At 71.9% G+C, this 16,774-nt stretch carries 14 protein-coding genes; 9 read left to right on the top strand and 5 right to left on the bottom strand.

Features of this window, described 5'->3' with window-relative positions:
• The first annotated feature begins 29 nt into the window (after positions 1 to 29).
• From H4687_RS07210 to H4687_RS07235, 6 genes are all read left to right on the top strand, one after another.
• On the top strand, positions 30 to 761 hold the full coding sequence (locus H4687_RS07210; protein ID WP_046915874.1) for a type 1 glutamine amidotransferase: 732 nt from the start codon (positions 30 to 32) through the stop codon (positions 759 to 761).
• A gap of 245 nt (positions 762 to 1,006) precedes the next feature.
• Complete coding sequence (locus tag H4687_RS07215) at positions 1,007 to 2,032, top strand: 6-phosphofructokinase (RefSeq protein WP_046915873.1); 1,026 nt, start codon at positions 1,007 to 1,009, stop codon at positions 2,030 to 2,032.
• A 115-nt stretch (positions 2,033 to 2,147) separates the two neighbouring features.
• On the top strand, positions 2,148 to 3,092 hold the full coding sequence (locus H4687_RS07220) for a cytochrome c oxidase assembly protein (RefSeq protein WP_046915872.1): 945 nt from the start codon (positions 2,148 to 2,150) through the stop codon (positions 3,090 to 3,092).
• Positions 3,093 to 3,362: 270 nt separating this feature from the next.
• A complete protein-coding gene (locus tag H4687_RS07225) occupies positions 3,363 to 4,907 on the top strand; it encodes a PASTA domain-containing protein (protein ID WP_046915871.1) in 1,545 nt (514 codons plus the stop codon).
• Between the two features lie 16 nt (positions 4,908 to 4,923).
• Positions 4,924 to 6,879 carry a serine/threonine-protein kinase gene (locus tag H4687_RS07230; RefSeq protein WP_046915870.1) on the top strand — a complete coding sequence of 652 codons (1,956 nt, stop codon included), beginning with the start codon at positions 4,924 to 4,926 and terminating at the stop codon, positions 6,877 to 6,879.
• Between the two features lie 14 nt (positions 6,880 to 6,893).
• Positions 6,894 to 7,049, top strand: a complete 156-nt coding sequence (locus tag H4687_RS07235) for a hypothetical protein (RefSeq protein ID WP_037627356.1) — start codon at positions 6,894 to 6,896, stop codon at positions 7,047 to 7,049.
• Positions 7,050 to 7,068: 19 nt separating this feature from the next.
• Here the strand turns inward: H4687_RS07235 and H4687_RS07240 are convergent, their stop codons facing one another.
• From H4687_RS07240 to H4687_RS07255, 4 genes are all read right to left on the bottom strand, one after another.
• Positions 7,069 to 8,289, bottom strand: coding sequence for a sensor histidine kinase (locus tag H4687_RS07240; protein WP_046915877.1), 1,221 nt, complete (start codon positions 8,287 to 8,289; stop codon positions 7,069 to 7,071).
• A 124-nt stretch (positions 8,290 to 8,413) separates the two neighbouring features.
• Positions 8,414 to 10,159 carry a sodium/solute symporter gene (locus H4687_RS07245; protein WP_046915869.1) on the bottom strand — a complete coding sequence of 582 codons (1,746 nt, stop codon included), beginning with the start codon at positions 10,157 to 10,159 and terminating at the stop codon, positions 8,414 to 8,416.
• Between the two features lie 88 nt (positions 10,160 to 10,247).
• Positions 10,248 to 10,610 carry a hypothetical protein gene (locus H4687_RS07250; protein WP_005475372.1) on the bottom strand — a complete coding sequence of 121 codons (363 nt, stop codon included), beginning with the start codon at positions 10,608 to 10,610 and terminating at the stop codon, positions 10,248 to 10,250.
• A gap of 8 nt (positions 10,611 to 10,618) precedes the next feature.
• Positions 10,619 to 11,386: a LytR/AlgR family response regulator transcription factor gene (locus tag H4687_RS07255; protein ID WP_046915868.1), complete on the bottom strand. Its 768-nt coding sequence runs from the start codon at positions 11,384 to 11,386 to the stop codon at positions 10,619 to 10,621.
• A 101-nt stretch (positions 11,387 to 11,487) separates the two neighbouring features.
• On the opposite strand from H4687_RS07255, the gene H4687_RS07260 reads away from it, so the two are divergent.
• The 3 genes from H4687_RS07260 (at position 11,488) to rocD (ending at position 14,217) form a co-directional block, all read left to right on the top strand.
• Positions 11,488 to 11,979, top strand: a complete 492-nt coding sequence (locus H4687_RS07260) for an Lrp/AsnC family transcriptional regulator (protein ID WP_005475376.1) — start codon at positions 11,488 to 11,490, stop codon at positions 11,977 to 11,979.
• A 121-nt stretch (positions 11,980 to 12,100) separates the two neighbouring features.
• Complete coding sequence (gene ddaH, locus H4687_RS07265; protein ID WP_046915867.1) at positions 12,101 to 12,931, top strand: dimethylargininase; 831 nt, start codon at positions 12,101 to 12,103, stop codon at positions 12,929 to 12,931.
• Between the two features lie 59 nt (positions 12,932 to 12,990).
• Positions 12,991 to 14,217 (top strand): ornithine--oxo-acid transaminase, encoded by a 1,227-nt coding sequence (rocD, locus tag H4687_RS07270; RefSeq protein ID WP_046915876.1) that lies wholly within the window; start codon positions 12,991 to 12,993, stop codon positions 14,215 to 14,217.
• 120 nt (positions 14,218 to 14,337) lie between these two features.
• Here rocD and H4687_RS07275 read toward each other — a convergent pair whose 3' ends face one another.
• Complete coding sequence (locus H4687_RS07275) at positions 14,338 to 16,494, bottom strand: SpoIIE family protein phosphatase (RefSeq protein ID WP_046915866.1); 2,157 nt, start codon at positions 16,492 to 16,494, stop codon at positions 14,338 to 14,340.
• Between the last annotated feature and the right edge of the window lie 280 nt (positions 16,495 to 16,774).

Genomic DNA, 16,774 nt, shown 5'->3' on the forward strand with positions numbered 1-16,774 from the left:
GCCAACGACTCCGAGGGGCACCGACTTACATGAGCGACAACAGTCTGCGGGTCGTCTGGGTCTACCCGGACCTGCTCAGCACCTACGGCGACCAGGGCAACGTCCTCGTCGTCGAGCGCCGGGCGCGGCAGCGCGGCCTGGACGTGGCCCGGCTGGACGTGCGCAGCGACCAGCCGATCCCGACCTCCGGCGACATCTACCTGATCGGCGGCGGCGAGGACCGTCCGCAGCGGCTCGCCGCCGAGCGGCTGCGCCGGGACCGGCATCTGTACCAGGCGATCAACAACGGCGCGATCGTCTTCGCGGTCTGCGCGGGCTACCAGATCCTCGGCCACGAGTTCGTCAACGACCTCGGTCAGCGCGAGCCGGGCCTCGGTCTGCTCGACGTGACCACGACCCGCGGCGAGGGCGAGCGGTGCGTCGGCGACGTCCTCGCGGACATCGACCCGCGCCTCGGCCTGCCCCAGCTCACCGGGTTCGAGAACCACCAGGGCGTCACGCACCTCGGTCCCACCGCCCGCCCGTTCGCGAACGTGCGGCTCGGCAAGGGCAACGGCACGGGCGACGGCACGGAGGGCGCGTACAACGACACCGTCTTCGGCACGTACATGCACGGGCCGGTGCTGGCGCGGAACCCGCAGATCGCGGACCTGCTGCTGAAGCTGGCACTGGACGTGAACGCGCTGCCGCCGACCGACGACCGCTGGTTCGAGGCGCTGCGCGACGAGCGCATCTCCTCCGCCCAGCAGCAGCCCGCCTAGCAGGTCACGGCAGGACGCCGAGGCTCCTCAGAAACGGTTCCTCAGTGCCCGCACGAAAGCCCGTCCGATAGCGCCCCCGCTCATGTGTGAAAGCCCGTCTGACCAGGGCTCCGCTCACCTGTGCGGGGGCGTCCAGCAGGCGGACGCCCGCTACGGCCGGGCCCCCCGCCGCCGGTAGGGTGGCGGGGATTCCAGCCGGACAGCGTGGTCCGGTACCCGGCCCACGTCGAGAAGGTATTCGGGCTATGCGCATTGGTGTCCTCACGTCCGGCGGCGACTGTCCCGGACTGAACGCCGTCATCCGGTCCGTCGTGCACCGCGCCGTCGTCGACCACGGCGACGAGGTCATCGGCTTCCGGGACGGCTGGAAAGGCCTGCTGGAGTGCGACTACCTCAAGCTCGACCTGGACGCGGTGGCCGGCATCCTGGCCCGCGGCGGCACGATCCTCGGTTCCTCCCGGGTCCAGCCCTCACATCTGCGCGACGGTGTGGCGCGGGCCAGGAGCCATGTCGAGGAGCTGGGGCTCGACGCGATCATCCCCATCGGCGGTGAGGGCACGCTCAAGGCGGCCCGGCTGATGTCGGACAGCGGTCTGCCCGTCGTGGGCGTGCCGAAGACCATCGACAACGACATCGCGGTCACGGACGTCACCTTCGGCTTCGACACGGCCGTCGGTGTGGCCACGGAGGCCCTGGACCGGCTGAAGACGACCGCCGAGTCCCACCAGCGGGTCCTGGTCGTGGAGGTCATGGGCCGCCACACCGGCTGGATCGCGCTCCACTCCGGCATGGCGGCCGGCGCGCACGCCATCGTCGTACCGGAACGGCCCTTCGACATCGAGGAGCTGACCGCGAAGGTCGCCCAGCGGTTCTCGGCGGGCAAGCGGTTCGCGATCGTCGTCGCCGCGGAGGGCGCGAAGCCCAGGGCCGGGTCGATGGACTTCGACGAGGGCGGCAAGGACATCTACGGTCACGAGCGCTTCGCGGGGATCGCGCGGCAGCTCTCGGTCGAGCTGGAGCAGCGCCTCGGCAAGGAGGCACGGCCGGTGATCCTCGGGCATGTGCAGCGGGGCGGGACGCCGACCGCGTACGACCGGGTGCTCGCCACGCGGTTCGGGTGGCACGCGGTGGAGGCCGTGCACCGGGGAGAGTTCGGGAACATGACCGCGCTGCGGGGCACCGACATCGTGATGGTGCCGCTCGCCGAGGCCGTGGAGACGCTGAAGACGGTGCCCGAGGAGCGGTACGACGAGGCGGAGTGCGTGCTCTAGCGTGCCGCCGAGGACGCAGGAGTGAGGTACGCCCCCGGTCGTGATCGCGACCGGGGGCGGTTCTAGTGTGGGGGCGGACAGACAGCACAACCCCCCACGAAGCAGGAGCCGGCGGATGGACCACAGCGGGCACGGTACGGGGCTTTCGCCCTTCACCCTGGGGCGGGGGCTCGCGTGGTCGGCCGACCCGTTCTTCCTCGTCGCCTGCCTGGTGGGGCTGGCCCTGTACGGCTGGGGCGTCGTGCGGCTCGTGCGGCGCGGGGACAAGTGGCCGGTGGGGCGGACCGTCGCCTACGTCGCGGGTGTGCTGCTGGTGATGCTGGTGACGTGCACCGGACTCAACGACTACGGCATGGTCATGTTCAGCGTGCACATGGTCCAGCACATGGTCATCAGCATGGTGGCGCCGATCATGCTGCTGCTCGGGGCGCCGGTCACGCTGGCGCTGCGGGCGCTGCCGGTGGCGGGGAGGGGCCGCAAGGGGCTCCGCGAGCTGCTGCTGATGTTCCTGCACAGCTGGTACATGAAGATCGTCACGCACCCGGCGTTCACGATCCCGATGTTCATCGCGAGCCTGTACGGGCTGTACTTCACCCCGATCTTCGATTTCCTGATGGGATCGACCCTCGGGCACATCGTGATGATGACCCACTTCCTGATGGTGGGCCTGTTCTTCTTCTGGCCGATCATGGGCGTGGACCCCGGCCCGCACCGCCCCGGCTATCTGATGCGGATGCTGGAGCTGTTCGCAGGCATGCCGTTCCACGCGTTCTTCGGCATCGCGCTGATGATGGCGTCCACACCGATGGTGAAGACGTACGAGAACCCGCCCGCCTCCCTCGGCATCGACGCCCTCGCCGACCAGAACGCGGCCGGCGGGATCGCCTGGGCGTTCAGCGAGATCCCCTCGGTTCTGGTACTGCTCGCACTGCTCTTCCAGTGGTACGGCTCCGAGCAGCGGCAGGCCCGGCGCATGGACCGCGCGGCCGACCGGGACGGCGACAAGGAACTCGAGGCGTACAACGCCTATCTCGCCTCACTCGACGCACGCGGTCGCTGAGCCGCAATCCTCCGCCGGACCCCATTCTTTTGTTCGACCCCGAGACCGCACTTCTCCCCAATTCCCCTTGACCAGAAGGCTTTTCCTTTCAGTAGCATGATGTCTGAGCCCCGCTTCCGTTCCGCGGGGTGACAGGGGAAACCGCCGGGGGGAGCGGTCATGACAATCAACGCATGCTTGCCGACGCGCACACCTTTACACTTACGAACACGCTTACGAATTACGGGGAAATCGACTGCCCGGCGGATCGCCGTCCTTCTCGTCGGCGCGATGATCCTCAGCGGTTGCGGCGACTCGGCCCCGTCCCTGCTCGCGGTGAAGGCGGTGGCCGCGGGGGTCGCCTCCCTCGCCCCCTTCTTCGACGAGGGCGAACGGCTGGGCCGGGACGAACCCCGGCTGACGTCCCTGGAGCCGCACAGCGGTCTGCAGCAGGGCAACGCACCCGGCCTGTACGGGGGCACGCAGAAGCCCAAGGTCTGCGACGTGCGCAAGCTGGAGGATTTCCTCACCGCACCGGAGAACAGGAAAAAGGCTCAGGAATGGGCCCGTGTCACCGGTGTCGATGTCGATGGCATCGGACGTTATCTCGACGAACTCACCCCTGTTCTCCTGCGCCACGACACCCTCGTGAAGAACCACGACTACAAGAAGGGCAAAGCTGTTCCCTTCGACGCGTTGCTGGAAGCCGGTATCGCGGTTCTGGTCGACGATCAGGGTGTGCCCGCCGTGAAGTGCAGTTGCGGAAATCCTCTCCGCGCGTTCGACGCGGACCCCGCACGCATCGAGGTGAAGTTCCCGGGCGACAGGAAGTGGAAGGGCTACGACAAGTCCGGGATGGTCGTCGTGGAACCCGCCCCCGGGCAGCTCAAGGAGATCAAGCTCGTCGACGTCGAGGACCCGGGCCGGGGCATCAGCCGTGAGGTCGGCACCACGGGCGAGTCCGACACGACGTTCGACACACGGGCCCGGCAGGCCGTGCCGAAGGTGCGGGGGATGACCTTCGACGAGGCGAGCGCGGCCATGGCGGACAAGGGGCTGGCGGTGACGGTCGCCGGGGAGACGCTGCCGCCGGGCGACACGCCGGTGACGGGGTCCAGCCCCGGACCGGGCACCGAGCTGGAGTTCGGCACCGCGGTGGCCCTGCGGGTGGACCGGCCGGGCGGAACGGCCGACGGGAACACCGGGGACTCTGAACCCGCGTCGGGGTCGGGGTCGGAAGCAGGCTCCGGGGCCGGGGCGGGGCCCTCGGACTCGGGCTCAGGCACGGGCACGGGCACGGGTGCCGTGAGGCCCGGGCCGACCGGGCCCTCGGAGACGGGCGATTCGTCGGCCGGCGGATCTCCGTCGGAGAGCGGGTCGAGGCCGACGGACGGGAACACGACGCCGTCGGGCGGGGAGTCCTCCTCGTCGGGCGGTGGGTCGTCGGGCGGTGGGTCGGCCGGCACCGGGTCGGCGGACGGCGGGTCGTCACCCCCCGAGTCGGTCGCTCCCCCGTCGGCGGGCGGCACCACGCTGGTGCCGTCGCCGTCCGCGTCCTCCGAGAGGGCCGTGCCGGAACCCGATCCCCCGCCGAGTCCGTCCGCTCCCTCCTCGGCGCCCGAGTCGTCCACGTCGAGCAGAACGCCGCCCCCTCCCGAGCCCGAGCCGGATCCCGATCCGGTCCCTCCGGAGGACAGTGCCCCGCCCACCGACGGGTCCACGACGAGCGATCCGGAACCGCTCGGTGGTGCCCCGGACCCGGCGGGCGGGCCGGACGACCCGGGGGGTCCGGACCTCCCCGTCGACGACCCCGCCCAGCTGCCCGTACGGATCTGAACCTCGGGAGTGACCGATGCACTCAGAAGCACCGGAGTCGGGGGTCGGCCGGATCATCGCCGACCGCTATCACCTGCTGAACCGGCTGGGCAGCGGCGGCATGGGCCATGTCTGGCTGGCGCACGACCGCCGGCTGGACTGCGAGGTGGCGCTCAAGGAGATCGTGTTCCGCAGTCCGGGCGAGGCCGAGCGGGAGCGCACGGCCCGGGTGGCCCGCGCCCGCGCCGAGGCCCGGCACGCCGCCGGGCTGCGCGCCCACCCGAACGTGGTCACCGTGCACGACGTCCTGGAACACGACGCACTGCCGTGGATCGTCATGGAGTACGTGCCGGGCGCCCTCGATCTGAAGGCGCTCGTCGACCTTCGCGGCGCCCTCGCTCCCGCCGAGTGCGCCCGGATCGGGCTGGCCGTGCTGGACGCGCTGACCGCCGGGCACGACCGCGGCATCATGCACCGGGACGTCAAGCCGGCCAACATCCTGCTCGCCCCGGACCGCGCCGGATCGCCGTACGCCCGCGTCCTCCTCACCGACTACGGCATCTCCGTCCAGCCCGACACCCAGGAGACCCGGCACACGCGGTCGCACGTCCTGGTCGGGACCGCCGCCTACCTCGCGCCCGAGCGGGCGCAGGGCGGGCCGCCGACCGCCGCGTCCGACCTGTTCTCACTGGGCTGCACGCTCTACCACGCCGTCGAGGGGTACGGGCCGTTCGACCGCGACTCCGAGATCGCGGCGCTGACCGCGATCGTCCTCGACGACCCGCGTCCCATGATGCGGGCCGGTGCGCTGGAGGCGGTGCTGGCGGCCATGCTCGCCAAGGATCCCGTGCGCCGGATCACGGCGACCGAGACCGAGGCGGCGCTCTCCGTGATCGTCACGCCCCAGGACCACACCCACCCCGCGCCCGACCTCGGCTCACGACCGCAGTGGGCGAACGAGCCCTCGTACACCGCCGAGCCGGAGGTTCCCGTCCTCCCCCGGGGCGCGCACGAGACGCCGTGGAACACGTCGTCGGGGGTGCCCGGCAGGCCGGACGTCTGGTCCCCGGCGGAGCACCGGTCCGCCGGGGACCAGGGCCTCGGTCCTCGACGGCCCGGCGGCGCCGGCGGGCGCTCCCGGCGGCACGGTGGCCGGGCCCTCCTCGCGGGCGTGGCCACCGCCCTCGGGCTGGCGCTGGTGGCCGGCGGGGTCTGGTCCGCCGTGCGGAACCTGAGGGACCTCCCGGGTGGACTGGGCGGCAGCGGTGACACCCTGAGCGCGGAACTGCCCTACGGGCCGGCCGTGGGGCTGGTGGAGCCGTTGCAGGACGGCGACTGCGTGGACGTCACCTGGGCCGGCACGCCCTTCTCGGACGCCGCCCGGCTGCGGCTCGTGCCTGCCTGCACGGGGCGCACGATGGACGGCCAGGTGATGGCCTCCTACGAGGCCTCCTCCGCCGAGGACGCCAGGACGGGTGGCGCCGACCGGTGCGATCAGCTCACGGTGGAGGCGCGCGAGAAGCTCGTGGGCGTCCGGACCTACGCCGTCCTGCCGACCGCCGACGGGTTCGACGCCGCCCGGCATCGGGTCGCCTGTCTGCTGGTGGGCGAGCGCAGGCCGGTCTACGGACCGCTCGGCGCGTACCGGACGGTGGGAGAGACGGTCATCGCCGACGTGGCCACCCTGCAGAAGCAGGACTGTCTCGACCCGATCTCCGACAACACGATCCGGCTGGTCTCCTGCCAGGACAGCCATGGGCAGAAGGTCCTCGGCTTCCACGAGATGGGTGCCGGGATCACGTACGACAAGGCGCAGGACACAGCGCTCGCGGCCTGCGTGAAGAACCTGCCGCCGCGGCAGTACGGCCATGAGCCCGGCGTGACCGCTTCCGGCTTCTGGATCAGCGAGGACGGTTGGAAAAAGGGCGCGCATTTCGTCGTCTGCACTGTCATTTCCGGTAGTGGGGGCACCATGGAGGGAGAAGAAGCCTGAGGAAGGGTGTTGCGATGCCCGGTTCTACGAAGGCCATGGGGGTGCTCACCGTCGGTGGGCTGGTCGCGGTGACGGCCTACTCGGTGGCGCTCGGCAGTAATGGCTGGCTGTGGTTCGGATGGGTCTTCCTGGGCCTGCTGACGCTGGGGATGGTGGCGTCGCGCACCTGAGGCTCACGCGCCGTGAGCCTCAGGCCCGGGGAATTCCCCCGTCCGGGTGTACGCCCGGCTGGTATTTGGGCAGCCGGGCGGTGATCTTCATGCCCGCGCCGACCGCGGTCTCGATGACGAGGCCGTGGTCGTCGCCGTAGACCTGGCGCAACCGCTCGTCGACGTTGCTGAGGCCGATGCCGCCCGAGGGGCTGGTGTCGCCGGCCAGGATGCGGCGGAGCACCTCCGGTTCCATGCCGACGCCGTCGTCCTCGATGACGACGAGCGCCTCCGCTCCCGCGTCCTGGGCGGTGATGCTGATGTGGCTCTTGCCCGCGGCCGGCACCGTCCTGCCCTCCAGTCCGTGCTTCACCGCGTTCTCCACGAGGGGCTGGAGGCAGAGGAAGGGCAGGGTGACCGGGAGCACCTCGGGGGCTATCTGGAGCGTGACCGAGAGCCGGTCGCCGAAGCGGGCCCGGACCAGCGCCAGGTAGTGGTCGATGGCGTGGAGTTCGTCGGCGAGGGTGGTGAAGTCGCCGTGTCTGCGGAACGAGTAGCGGGTGAAGTCGGCGAATTCCAGCAGGAGTTCACGGGCGCGCTCGGGGTCGGTGCGGACGAACGAGGCGATCACCGCGAGCGAGTTGAAGATGAAGTGCGGGGAGATCTGGGCGCGCAACGCCTTGATCTCGGCCTCTATCAGGCGGGTGCGGGACTGGTCGAGGTCGGCCAGTTCGAGTTGGACGGAGACCCAGCGGGCCACCTCGCCCGCCGCCCGGACGAGGACGGCGGACTCGCGGGGCGCGCAGGCGACGAGTGCCCCGTGGACGCGGTCGTCGACCGTCAGGGGGGCGACGACGGCCCAGCGCACCGGGCAGTCGAGGATGTCGCAGGTCAGCGGGAAGGCCTCGCCGCGGCCGGTCTCCAGGGGACCCGCCAGCCTGCCCATGATCTCGGCGCGATGGTGTTCGGCCACGCCCTCCCAGGCGAGGACCGACTCGTGGTCGGTGAGGCACAGCGCGTCCGTGCCGAGCAGGGTGCGCAACCGCTTCGCGGATCTTCGGGCGGTCTCCTCGGTGAGGCCGGCTCGCAGCGGGGGCGCGGCGAGGGTGGCGGTGTGCAGGGTCTGGAAGGTGGCGTGCTCGACGGGCGTGCCGAGTCCGCCGAGGCTGCTGCGCGGGCGGGCCGTACGGCGGCCGAGCCAGAACCCGGCCGCGAGCACCGGGAGCAGGGCCACGCAGAACCCCGCGAGGAACCCGGTCACTTCAGCGCTCATCGCTCACCTCCTGCAACTGGTACACCGCTCACCGCTCGTGGGTTCCCTTCCGCCGGTCCTCGTGCCGGCCCCGCCGGCCCTGTCAGACCCGCCGGCCCTGTCAGCCCGGTCCTCAGCGGCGCCACAGTTCGATCTCCTTGGTCGCCGCCCGGGTCCGGCCGCCGACGAGTTCCTCCGGGAGGTGGAAGCGCGCCAGGATCGCCGGTGTCTCGGCCGGGATCCTGCCGGGGGTGGCCAGGGACACCAGGACCATCGTGAGGAAGCCGAGCGGGACGGACCAGAGGGCGGGCCAGGCCAGCAGGGCGTGGAGGGTGCCGGTGCCGGGGTACCCCGCCATGGTCGCGGCGACGGCGAGGAGCGCCGCGCCGCCGCCGACGAGCATGCCCGCGGCGGCCCCCGGCGGGGTCAGGCGCCGCCACCAGATGCCGAGCACGAGCAGCGGGCAGAAGGAGGAGGCGGACACGGCGAAGGCGAGGCCGACCGCGTCGGCGACGGGCAGCCCGCCGACCAGGCCGCTCGCCGCGAGCGGCACGGCCATGGCGAGGAGTGTGCCGAGCCGGAAGTGCTGGACTCCGCGTGCGGGCAGGACGTCCTGGGTGAGCACTCCGGCGACCGCCATGGTCAGGCCCGAGGCGGTGGACAGGAACGCGGCGAAGGCGCCGCCCGCGACCAGCGCGCCCAGGAGGTCGCCGCCGAGGCCGCCGATCATGCGGTCCGGCAGGAGCAGGACGGCCGCGTCGGCGTCTCCGGTGAGGGTGAGGTCGGGGGCGTAGAGGCGGCCGAGGGCGCCGTAGAGCGGCGGCAGGAGGTAGAAGAAGCCGATCATGGCGAGGACGACGACCGTGGTACGTCGGGCGGCGACGCCGTGCGGGCTGGTGTAGAAGCGGACGACGACGTGGGGCAGGCCCATGGTGCCGAGGAAGGTGGCGAGGATCAGCCCGTAGGTGGCGTACAGGGGGCGTTCCTCGCGACCGGCGGCCAGGGAGGTGGACATGCCGCCGTTGGTGCCGCGGTCGGCGACGGGGACGGTGTCACCCTTGGTGAAGGTCAGCCGGGTGCCCCGGTCGATGCGGTGGGTGCCGGCGGACAGGTCCACACGCCGGTCGTCGTAGCGGCGGCCGTCGATCGTGCCGGAGACGGTGAGGGTGAGCGGGCCGGTGAGCTTCAGGTCGAGTGTCTCGTCGACGCGGACGACGCGCTGTTCGCGGAACTCGGCGGGCTCGTCGAAGGCATGGCGCGGGGCGCCGTCGCCCTGCCAGGCGAGCACGAGGAAGATTGCGGGGACGAGCAGGGCGGTGAGTTTGAGCCAGTACTGGAAGGCCTGGACGAAGGTGATGCTGCGCATGCCGCCGGCGGCGACCGTGGCGGAGACGACGACGGCGACGATGACACCGCCGAGCCACTCCGGCGCGTCGGTGAGCACGTTCAACGTCAGCCCGGCACCCTGCAGTTGGGGCAGCAGGTAGAGCCAGCCGACGCCGACGACGAAAGCCCCCGCCAGCCGGCGCACCGTCTTGGAGGCGAGCCGGGCCTCGGCGAAGTCCGGCAGGGTGTAGGCGCCGGAGCGGCGCAGCGGGGCGGCGACGAACAGCAGCAGGACGAGATAGCCGGCGGTGTAGCCGACCGGGTACCAGAGCATGTCGGGGCCCTGGACGAGGACGAGGCCGGCGATGCCGAGGAAGGAGGCGGCGGAGAGGTATTCGCCGCTGATCGCGGCCGCGTTGAGGCGGGGGCCGACGGTGCGGGAGGCGACGTAGAAGTCGGAGGTGGTGCGGGAGATGCGCAGGCCGAAGGCGCCGACGAAGACGGTCGCCACGACGACGAGGGCGACCGCGGGGACGGCGTAGTTCTCGTTCATGCCTTGCTTCCGGTCTCCTCGTTCACGGGTTCACTGCTTGCGTCGCCTCGGGGTCCTCCGGGGGCCTCGGCAGGCCTCGGTGTGGTCCTCAGCGGTCCTCGACGAGCCGGGCGAGGTCCTGTTCGTTGCGTTCGGCGCGGCGTACGTGCCAGAGGGCGAGGAGGACCAGGGGCGGATAGACACCGAAGCCGAGGAGGGCCCATTCCAGTCCCGCGCCGTCCGGCATCGCGGCGAAGACCAGGGGCAGCGGGGCGACCAGCAGGACGAGGACCGCGAACACGGCGAGGGCGGCGCGGAGTTGGCTGCGCATGAGGGAGCGGACGTAGGTGTGGCCGAGGGTGGTCTGTTCGTCGATCTCGGTGCGGGGGCGATGGTGGCCCGAGCCGCGGCGGGTGCGGCGGGGCACTCCGGTGACGACGACACGGCGTTCGGCGGGGTTCTCGTGGGGCATGGCGCTCCTCAGCCCGTGGTCCGGCGCATCAGCAGATCGCGCAGCTCGCGTGCGTGGCGGCGGCTGACCTGGAGTTCCACCGGGCCGACGAGGACGCTCACCGTGCCCGCGTCCAGGCGGAGTTCGCCGACGTGCCGCAGGGCGACGAGGTGGCGGCGGTGGATGCGGACGAACCCGCGTGCGCGCCAGCGCTCTTCGAGGGTGGAGAGGGGGATGCGGACGAGGTGGCTGCCCTGGGGGGTGTGCAGTCGGGCGTAGTCGCCCTGGGCCTCGACGTGGGTGATGTCGGCGACCGCGACGAAGCGGGTGACACCGCCGAGCTCGACGGGTATCTCGTCGGGGTCGGGTTCGTGGACCGGGATCGGCGGGGACGTGGCCGTCGCCGTGTCGCGGAGCTGAGCGGCCCGGCGTATCGCCTCGGCGAGGCGTTCCCGGCGGACGGGCTTGAGGACGTAGTCGACGGCCTTGAGGTCGAAGGCCTGGACGGCGAAACCCTCGTGCGCGGTGACGAAGACGACGAGCGGGGGCCGGGCGAAGCCGGTGAGGAGACGGGCGAGGTCGAGGCCGTCGAGTCCGGCCATGTGGATGTCGAGGAAGACGACGTCGATCGCCTCCGGGCCCTGGGGCCCGGACTCCAGGGCGCGGTTGATCCTCCGCAGCGCCTCGGTGGCGTCGCTGGCTCCCTCGGCGCTGCCGATCCGCGGATCCGCGTTCAGCAGGTACAGCAGCTCCTCCAGGGAGGGTTTCTCGTCATCGACGGCGAGCGCGCGCAGCATGAACGTGGAGTGTAGGAGTAATTCGTACGCCTGCACACGGGCGCGCGCCGGAGCCCTTCACACCGGGGGCCGTGAGCCCCCTCGCTGGATACAGTGCCCGCATGAGCAGCAACTCCGCGGCGTTCGACGAACTCGACCGCAAGATCATCACGGCGTTGATGGCGAACGCGAGGACCAGCTTCGCCGAGATCGGCTCGGCCATCGGTCTTTCGGCCACCGCGGTGAAGCGCCGGGTGGACCGGCTGCGCGAGACCGGGGTGATCACCGGGTTCACGGCGACCGTGCAGCCCGCGGCGCTCGGCTGGCGCACGGAGGCGTACGTGGAGGTGTACTGCGAGGGCGCGGCGCCGCCCCGGCGGCTCGCGGAGGTCGTGCGCAACCATCCGGAGATCACCGCGGCGATGACGGTGACCGGGGGCGCGGACGCGCTGCTGCACGTGCGGGCCGTCGACGTGGAGCACTTCGAGGAGGTGCTGGAGCGGATCCGGACCGAGCCGTTCATCCGGAAGACGATCAGTTACATGGTGCTGTCGCACCTGCTGCCGGAGGCTCCGGAGGCCGGAGCCACCCAGGACGCAGCGAACGTGCGCTGAGCCGATTCAACACGCAGCATTACTGCGCGAACACGCAACGTTTGTTCCTTGTCGTGCGTGTGTCCCGATTCCTACCGTGGTGTCATCCCAGCAGACACCGCAGGAAGCGGAGAAACCCTCTGTGCCCGACAGCCGTGTGCCGCGCCTTCGGCGCTTTCTCGTCTGTGAACCCAGACACTTCGCCGTGCAGTACTCGATCAACCCCTGGATGCATCCGGACACCCCCGTGGACGTCGACCTCGCCCGGGACCAGTGGCGGGAGCTGATCCACGCCTACCGGACCCTCGGCCACACCGTGGACACCGTGGAGCCGGTGGCCGCGCTGCCCGACATGGTGTTCGCGGCGAACTGCGCGCTCGTCCTCGGCGGCCGGGTCCTCGGCTCGCTGTTCCACGCGCCCGAGCGGCGCCCGGAGTCCACCGCGTACGACGCCTGGTTCCAGAGCGCCGGGTACGACGTGCTGCGCTCGGAGTCGGTGTGCGAGGGGGAGGGCGACCTGGTGCCGACCGGCCGCTACCTGCTCGCCGGGACCGGCTTCCGCACCACCCGTGAGGCGCATCGCCAGGCGCAGGAGTTCTTCGGCGTCCCCGTGATCAGCCTTCAGCTGGTGGACCCGCGTTTCTACCATCTGGACACCGCGCTGTTCGTCCTGGAGGACGGCAGCGACGGCTCGGCGGGGAACATCGCGTACTACCCGGAGGCCTTCTCCCACGGCAGCCGGGCGGTCCTCGCCCGGCTCTACCCGGACGCGGTGATCGCGACCCGCCAGGACGCCATGGCCTTCGGCCTGAACTCGGTGTCGGACGGCCGCCACGTGTTCATCTCGCCCCGGGCCAAGGAACTCGCCGACCAGCTCACCCGGCTGGGCTACGTGCCCGTCCCCGTCGACCTGTCGGAGTTCCAGAAGGCGGGCGGCGGCATCAAGTGCGTCACTCAGGAGATCCGCCCGTGACCGAGGACACCCGCCGCCCGGTTCGTACGACCCGCCCCCTGACCGATGGAGGTCCGCTCATGACCGCCCCCGCCCCCACGCGTTCGTCGGCCGACCTCATCCGCGCCGAGGAGCCCGTCCTCGCGCACAACTACCACCCGCTGCCCGTGGTCGTGGCCCGTGCCGAGGGCACCTGGGTGGAGGACGTCGAGGGCCGCCGCTATCTGGACATGCTCGCCGGGTACTCCGCCCTCAACTTCGGTCACCGCCATCCGGCACTGATCGACGCGGCACACCGCCAGCTGGACACGCTCACCCTCACCTCGCGGGCCTTCCACAACGACCGGCTCGCCGAGTTCGCCGAGTCCCTGGCCGCGCTGACCGGCCTGGACATGGTGCTGCCGATGAACACGGGCGCCGAGGCCGTGGAGAGCGCGATCAAGGTGGCCCGCAAATGGGCCTACGAGGTGAAGGGCGTCCCCGCCGACCGGGCCACGATCGTCGTCGCCGCCGACAACTTCCACGGCCGTACGACGACCATCGTCAGCTTCTCCACGGACCCGGTGGCCCGCGACGGCTTCGGGCCTTTCACGCCCGGCTTCCGCGTGGTCCCGTACAACGACCTCGCCGCGCTGGAGGCGGCGATCGACGAGACGACGGCCGCGGTGCTGATCGAGCCGATCCAGGGCGAGGCGGGCGTACTCATCCCCGACGACGGTTATCTGCGCGGCGTCCGCGAGCTGACCCGGCGCACCGGCTGTCTCTTCGTCGCGGACGAGATCCAGTCGGGTCTCGGCCGCACCGGCCGCACGCTCGCCGTCGAGCACGAGGACGTCCTGCCCGACGCCGTACTGCTCGGCAAGGCGCTCGGCGGCGGCATCGTGCCGGTGTCGGCGGTGGTGGCCCGCCGGGAGGTGCTGTCGGTCCTGCGCCCCGGCGAGCACGGCTCGACCTTCGGCGGCAACCCCCTCGCGGCGGCGGTCGGTTCGGCGGTCGTCGAGCTGCTGCGCACCGGGGAGTTCCAGCGCAGGGCCGCCGAACTGGGCGGGGTCCTGCGGGAGGGGCTCACGGAGCTGGTCGGCCGGGGCGTGGTCGGCTTCCGGGCGCGCGGGCTGTGGGCGGGCGTCGACATCGACCCCGCGCTCGGCACGGGCCGCGACATCAGCCATCGCCTCATGGCGGCGGGCATCCTCGTCAAGGACACCCACGGCTCGACCATCCGCCTGGCTCCGCCCCTGACGATCACGGCCGCGGAACTCCGTTCCGCGTTGGGGACGTTGGGGGAGGTTCTGAAGGAGGGCGCCTGAAGGACGGCGGGCGCGTGGGCGAACGTCGACAGACGACCGGCGCCCCCGCCGCGCAGGCGCACCGGGCCGGCCCGGCCCGGCACCCGCCCCGCAGGACCACCGGCCCGGCACCCGCCCCCGTCAGGACGCGGCGGTGCGGTGGGGTCGCAGCAGGAACAGGGCGATGTCGTCGGTGTGCCGACCCGTGGGGCGGGTGTGGTGGACCAGGCTGTCGAGGAGCTGGGGAAGCGGGAGGTCGCCGGCCTGGCCCAGGTGGTGGGCGAGGTCGGCGATGGTGTTTCCGAGGTCGATGCCGGGGTTCTCCACGAGACCGTCCGTGTACAGGGCGAGCAGTGTCTCCGGGGCCAGCGACAGCGTGGTGAGCGGGTAGACGGGGCTGCCGACGCCGATGCCGAGCGGAGGGCCGGGGCGGATGTCCACGGGATGGCTGCGCCTGTCGGGGTGCCGCACCAGCGGGGGCGGGTGCCCGGCACTGGCGAGCGTGGCCTGCCGGCGGCCGAGGTCGAGGTGGGCGTAGAGGCAGGAGACGAAGCGGCTGGCGTTCAGGTCGGCGAGGTCGCGGTCGGTGCGGGCGAGGACCTGGTCGGGGGTGGCCCCGGCCGTGGCGTGGGCGTGGACGGCCATCCGGACCTGGCCCATGAGGGCGGCCGCCGTGATGTCGTGGCCCTGCACGTCCCCGATGACCGCGGCGGCGGTGGTGTCGGTGAGGCGGATGAGGTCGTAGAAGTCACCGCCGATGTCCATGCCGAGGCTGGCGGGCAGGTAACGGGCGGCGACGTCGAGTCCGGTCACGGTGGGCAGGGCGTGGGGCAGCAGGGTCTGCTGGAGGGCGTGCGCGAGGTTGTGCTTGGCGTCGTAGAGGCGCGCGCGGTCCAGGGCCTGGGCGATGAGCCCGGCGAGGGGCGTGAGGATCGAGCGCTCGCCTGCGGGGAAGGGGTGCGGCTCGTTGTAGGCGAGGAGGAGGCAGCCGATGGGGTGCCCGGAGCTGAGCAGCGGCAGGAAGGCCCACGCGTGTTTGTCGGTGATCTGCGGGGCTCTCGGGTAGAAGCGGGACAGTTCGCCGCGGTCGGCGAAGAACGAGGAGGCGCCGGTGGTCAGGGCGCGGCCGGCGGGGGTCAGATCGGCGTCCGTGGGCAGGCCGTCGAACTGCTCGATGACGGCGGGGTCGTAGCCGCGGTGTCCGATGATCTGGATGCGGCCGGCGTCGGCGGTGGACATGATCATGCCGTGGGCGCCGAACGCGGGCAGGATCCGCTCGGCGACCAGGTCGACGACGTCCTGCACGCCGAGGGTCTCGGTCAGCGCGGCGGCCAGGGCCATCAGCAGATGGATGCGGCTCTGCGACGGGGCCCCGGTCAGCGTGGGCTGCGCGCCGGCCGGCCGGGAGGAGAGGTCGTCGGTGTTCGCGGGCCGCGCTGCCACGGCCCTGGACGAGACGCCGGGGGTGATGAGGACGCTGGTGCCGCCGTCGTCCGTGTGCAGGCGGAGGTCGAGCCGGTGGTCCGGTGGGCGCACGACGGTCAGGGCGACCGCCTCGCGGCTGCTCATGGCGGTGCGGTACGCGTCCATGTACGCGATGTTGTCGAGCCAGGTCAGTGACTGCCACGGCTGGGTCCCCAGCAGTTGTTCCGCCGGTCTGCCCAGCAGGCCGGCGGCCGCCGCGTTGACATAGGTGACGCACCCTCCCTGGTCGACGGCGAGGGTGCCGAGCGGCAGACGTTCCACCATCTCGGCCGCCGCGCGCCCGGACTGCGGGACGGGAGCGGCGCGGTGGGGAGGGACGAAGCGGGGCCGGTCCGGGATGACCGGCGGGACGGCGGCCGCGTCCAGGACGCGCGCGATACGGCGGGCGCTGAAGGCGATGTGCCCGCGTTCACGGCGGCTGAGCCGGGGGGAGCGTCCGGGTGCCCACATCAGCAGCAGCGCGCCCCGGCAGTGCCGGACCTCGCTGAGCGGGTGGACCGCGAACGCGAGCTGATAGGGGATGCCCGCGGCGACGCGCGGGTAGCAGCGGGCCAGCTCCTCCAGGGAACTCACCCAGACGAGCCGCTCGTTGCGGACCGCGTCCTGGCTCGGGCCGTGCACGGAGTAAGGGGCCCGCCACCACGGTGCGAAGGCGTCGACCGGCACTCCGCACAGCGCGATCAGGCCCAGCGTGGCCTCCTCCGGATCCAGCAGGTAGACACCCCCGGATCTGGCGCCGGTGCGGCGCACCGCCGCCGCCAGGCTCTCGCCCAGCGGATCGGCCGCACCCGGACTCCCACCGGACCCGGTCATGCGGCGCAACACCTGACGCCCATATCCAGACGCTAAGCCCGCACCCCGACGACGGCATGTGGATCAGGGCGCCCGAGGCCCTCACGGACCGCCGGGTGGCGCCACGCACGGGGGCGCGGTAGGGGGCACCGGACAGGCGCCTGGAGGAAGCTCTGCTCGGTGTGGACTCCGAGGGCGGGTTCGGCGTGGCCGGGCGCGTGCTTCGGCCAGAAGTCCGCATCCGGCGACGTAGGCCGGTCCGGGTGCTCCCGGTGACATGGCAGGGCGGGCTACGATCAAT

Source organism: Streptomyces stelliscabiei (assembly GCF_014873495.1).
In the GTDB taxonomy this organism is placed as follows: Bacteria; Actinomycetota; Actinomycetes; order Streptomycetales; family Streptomycetaceae; genus Streptomyces; species Streptomyces bottropensis.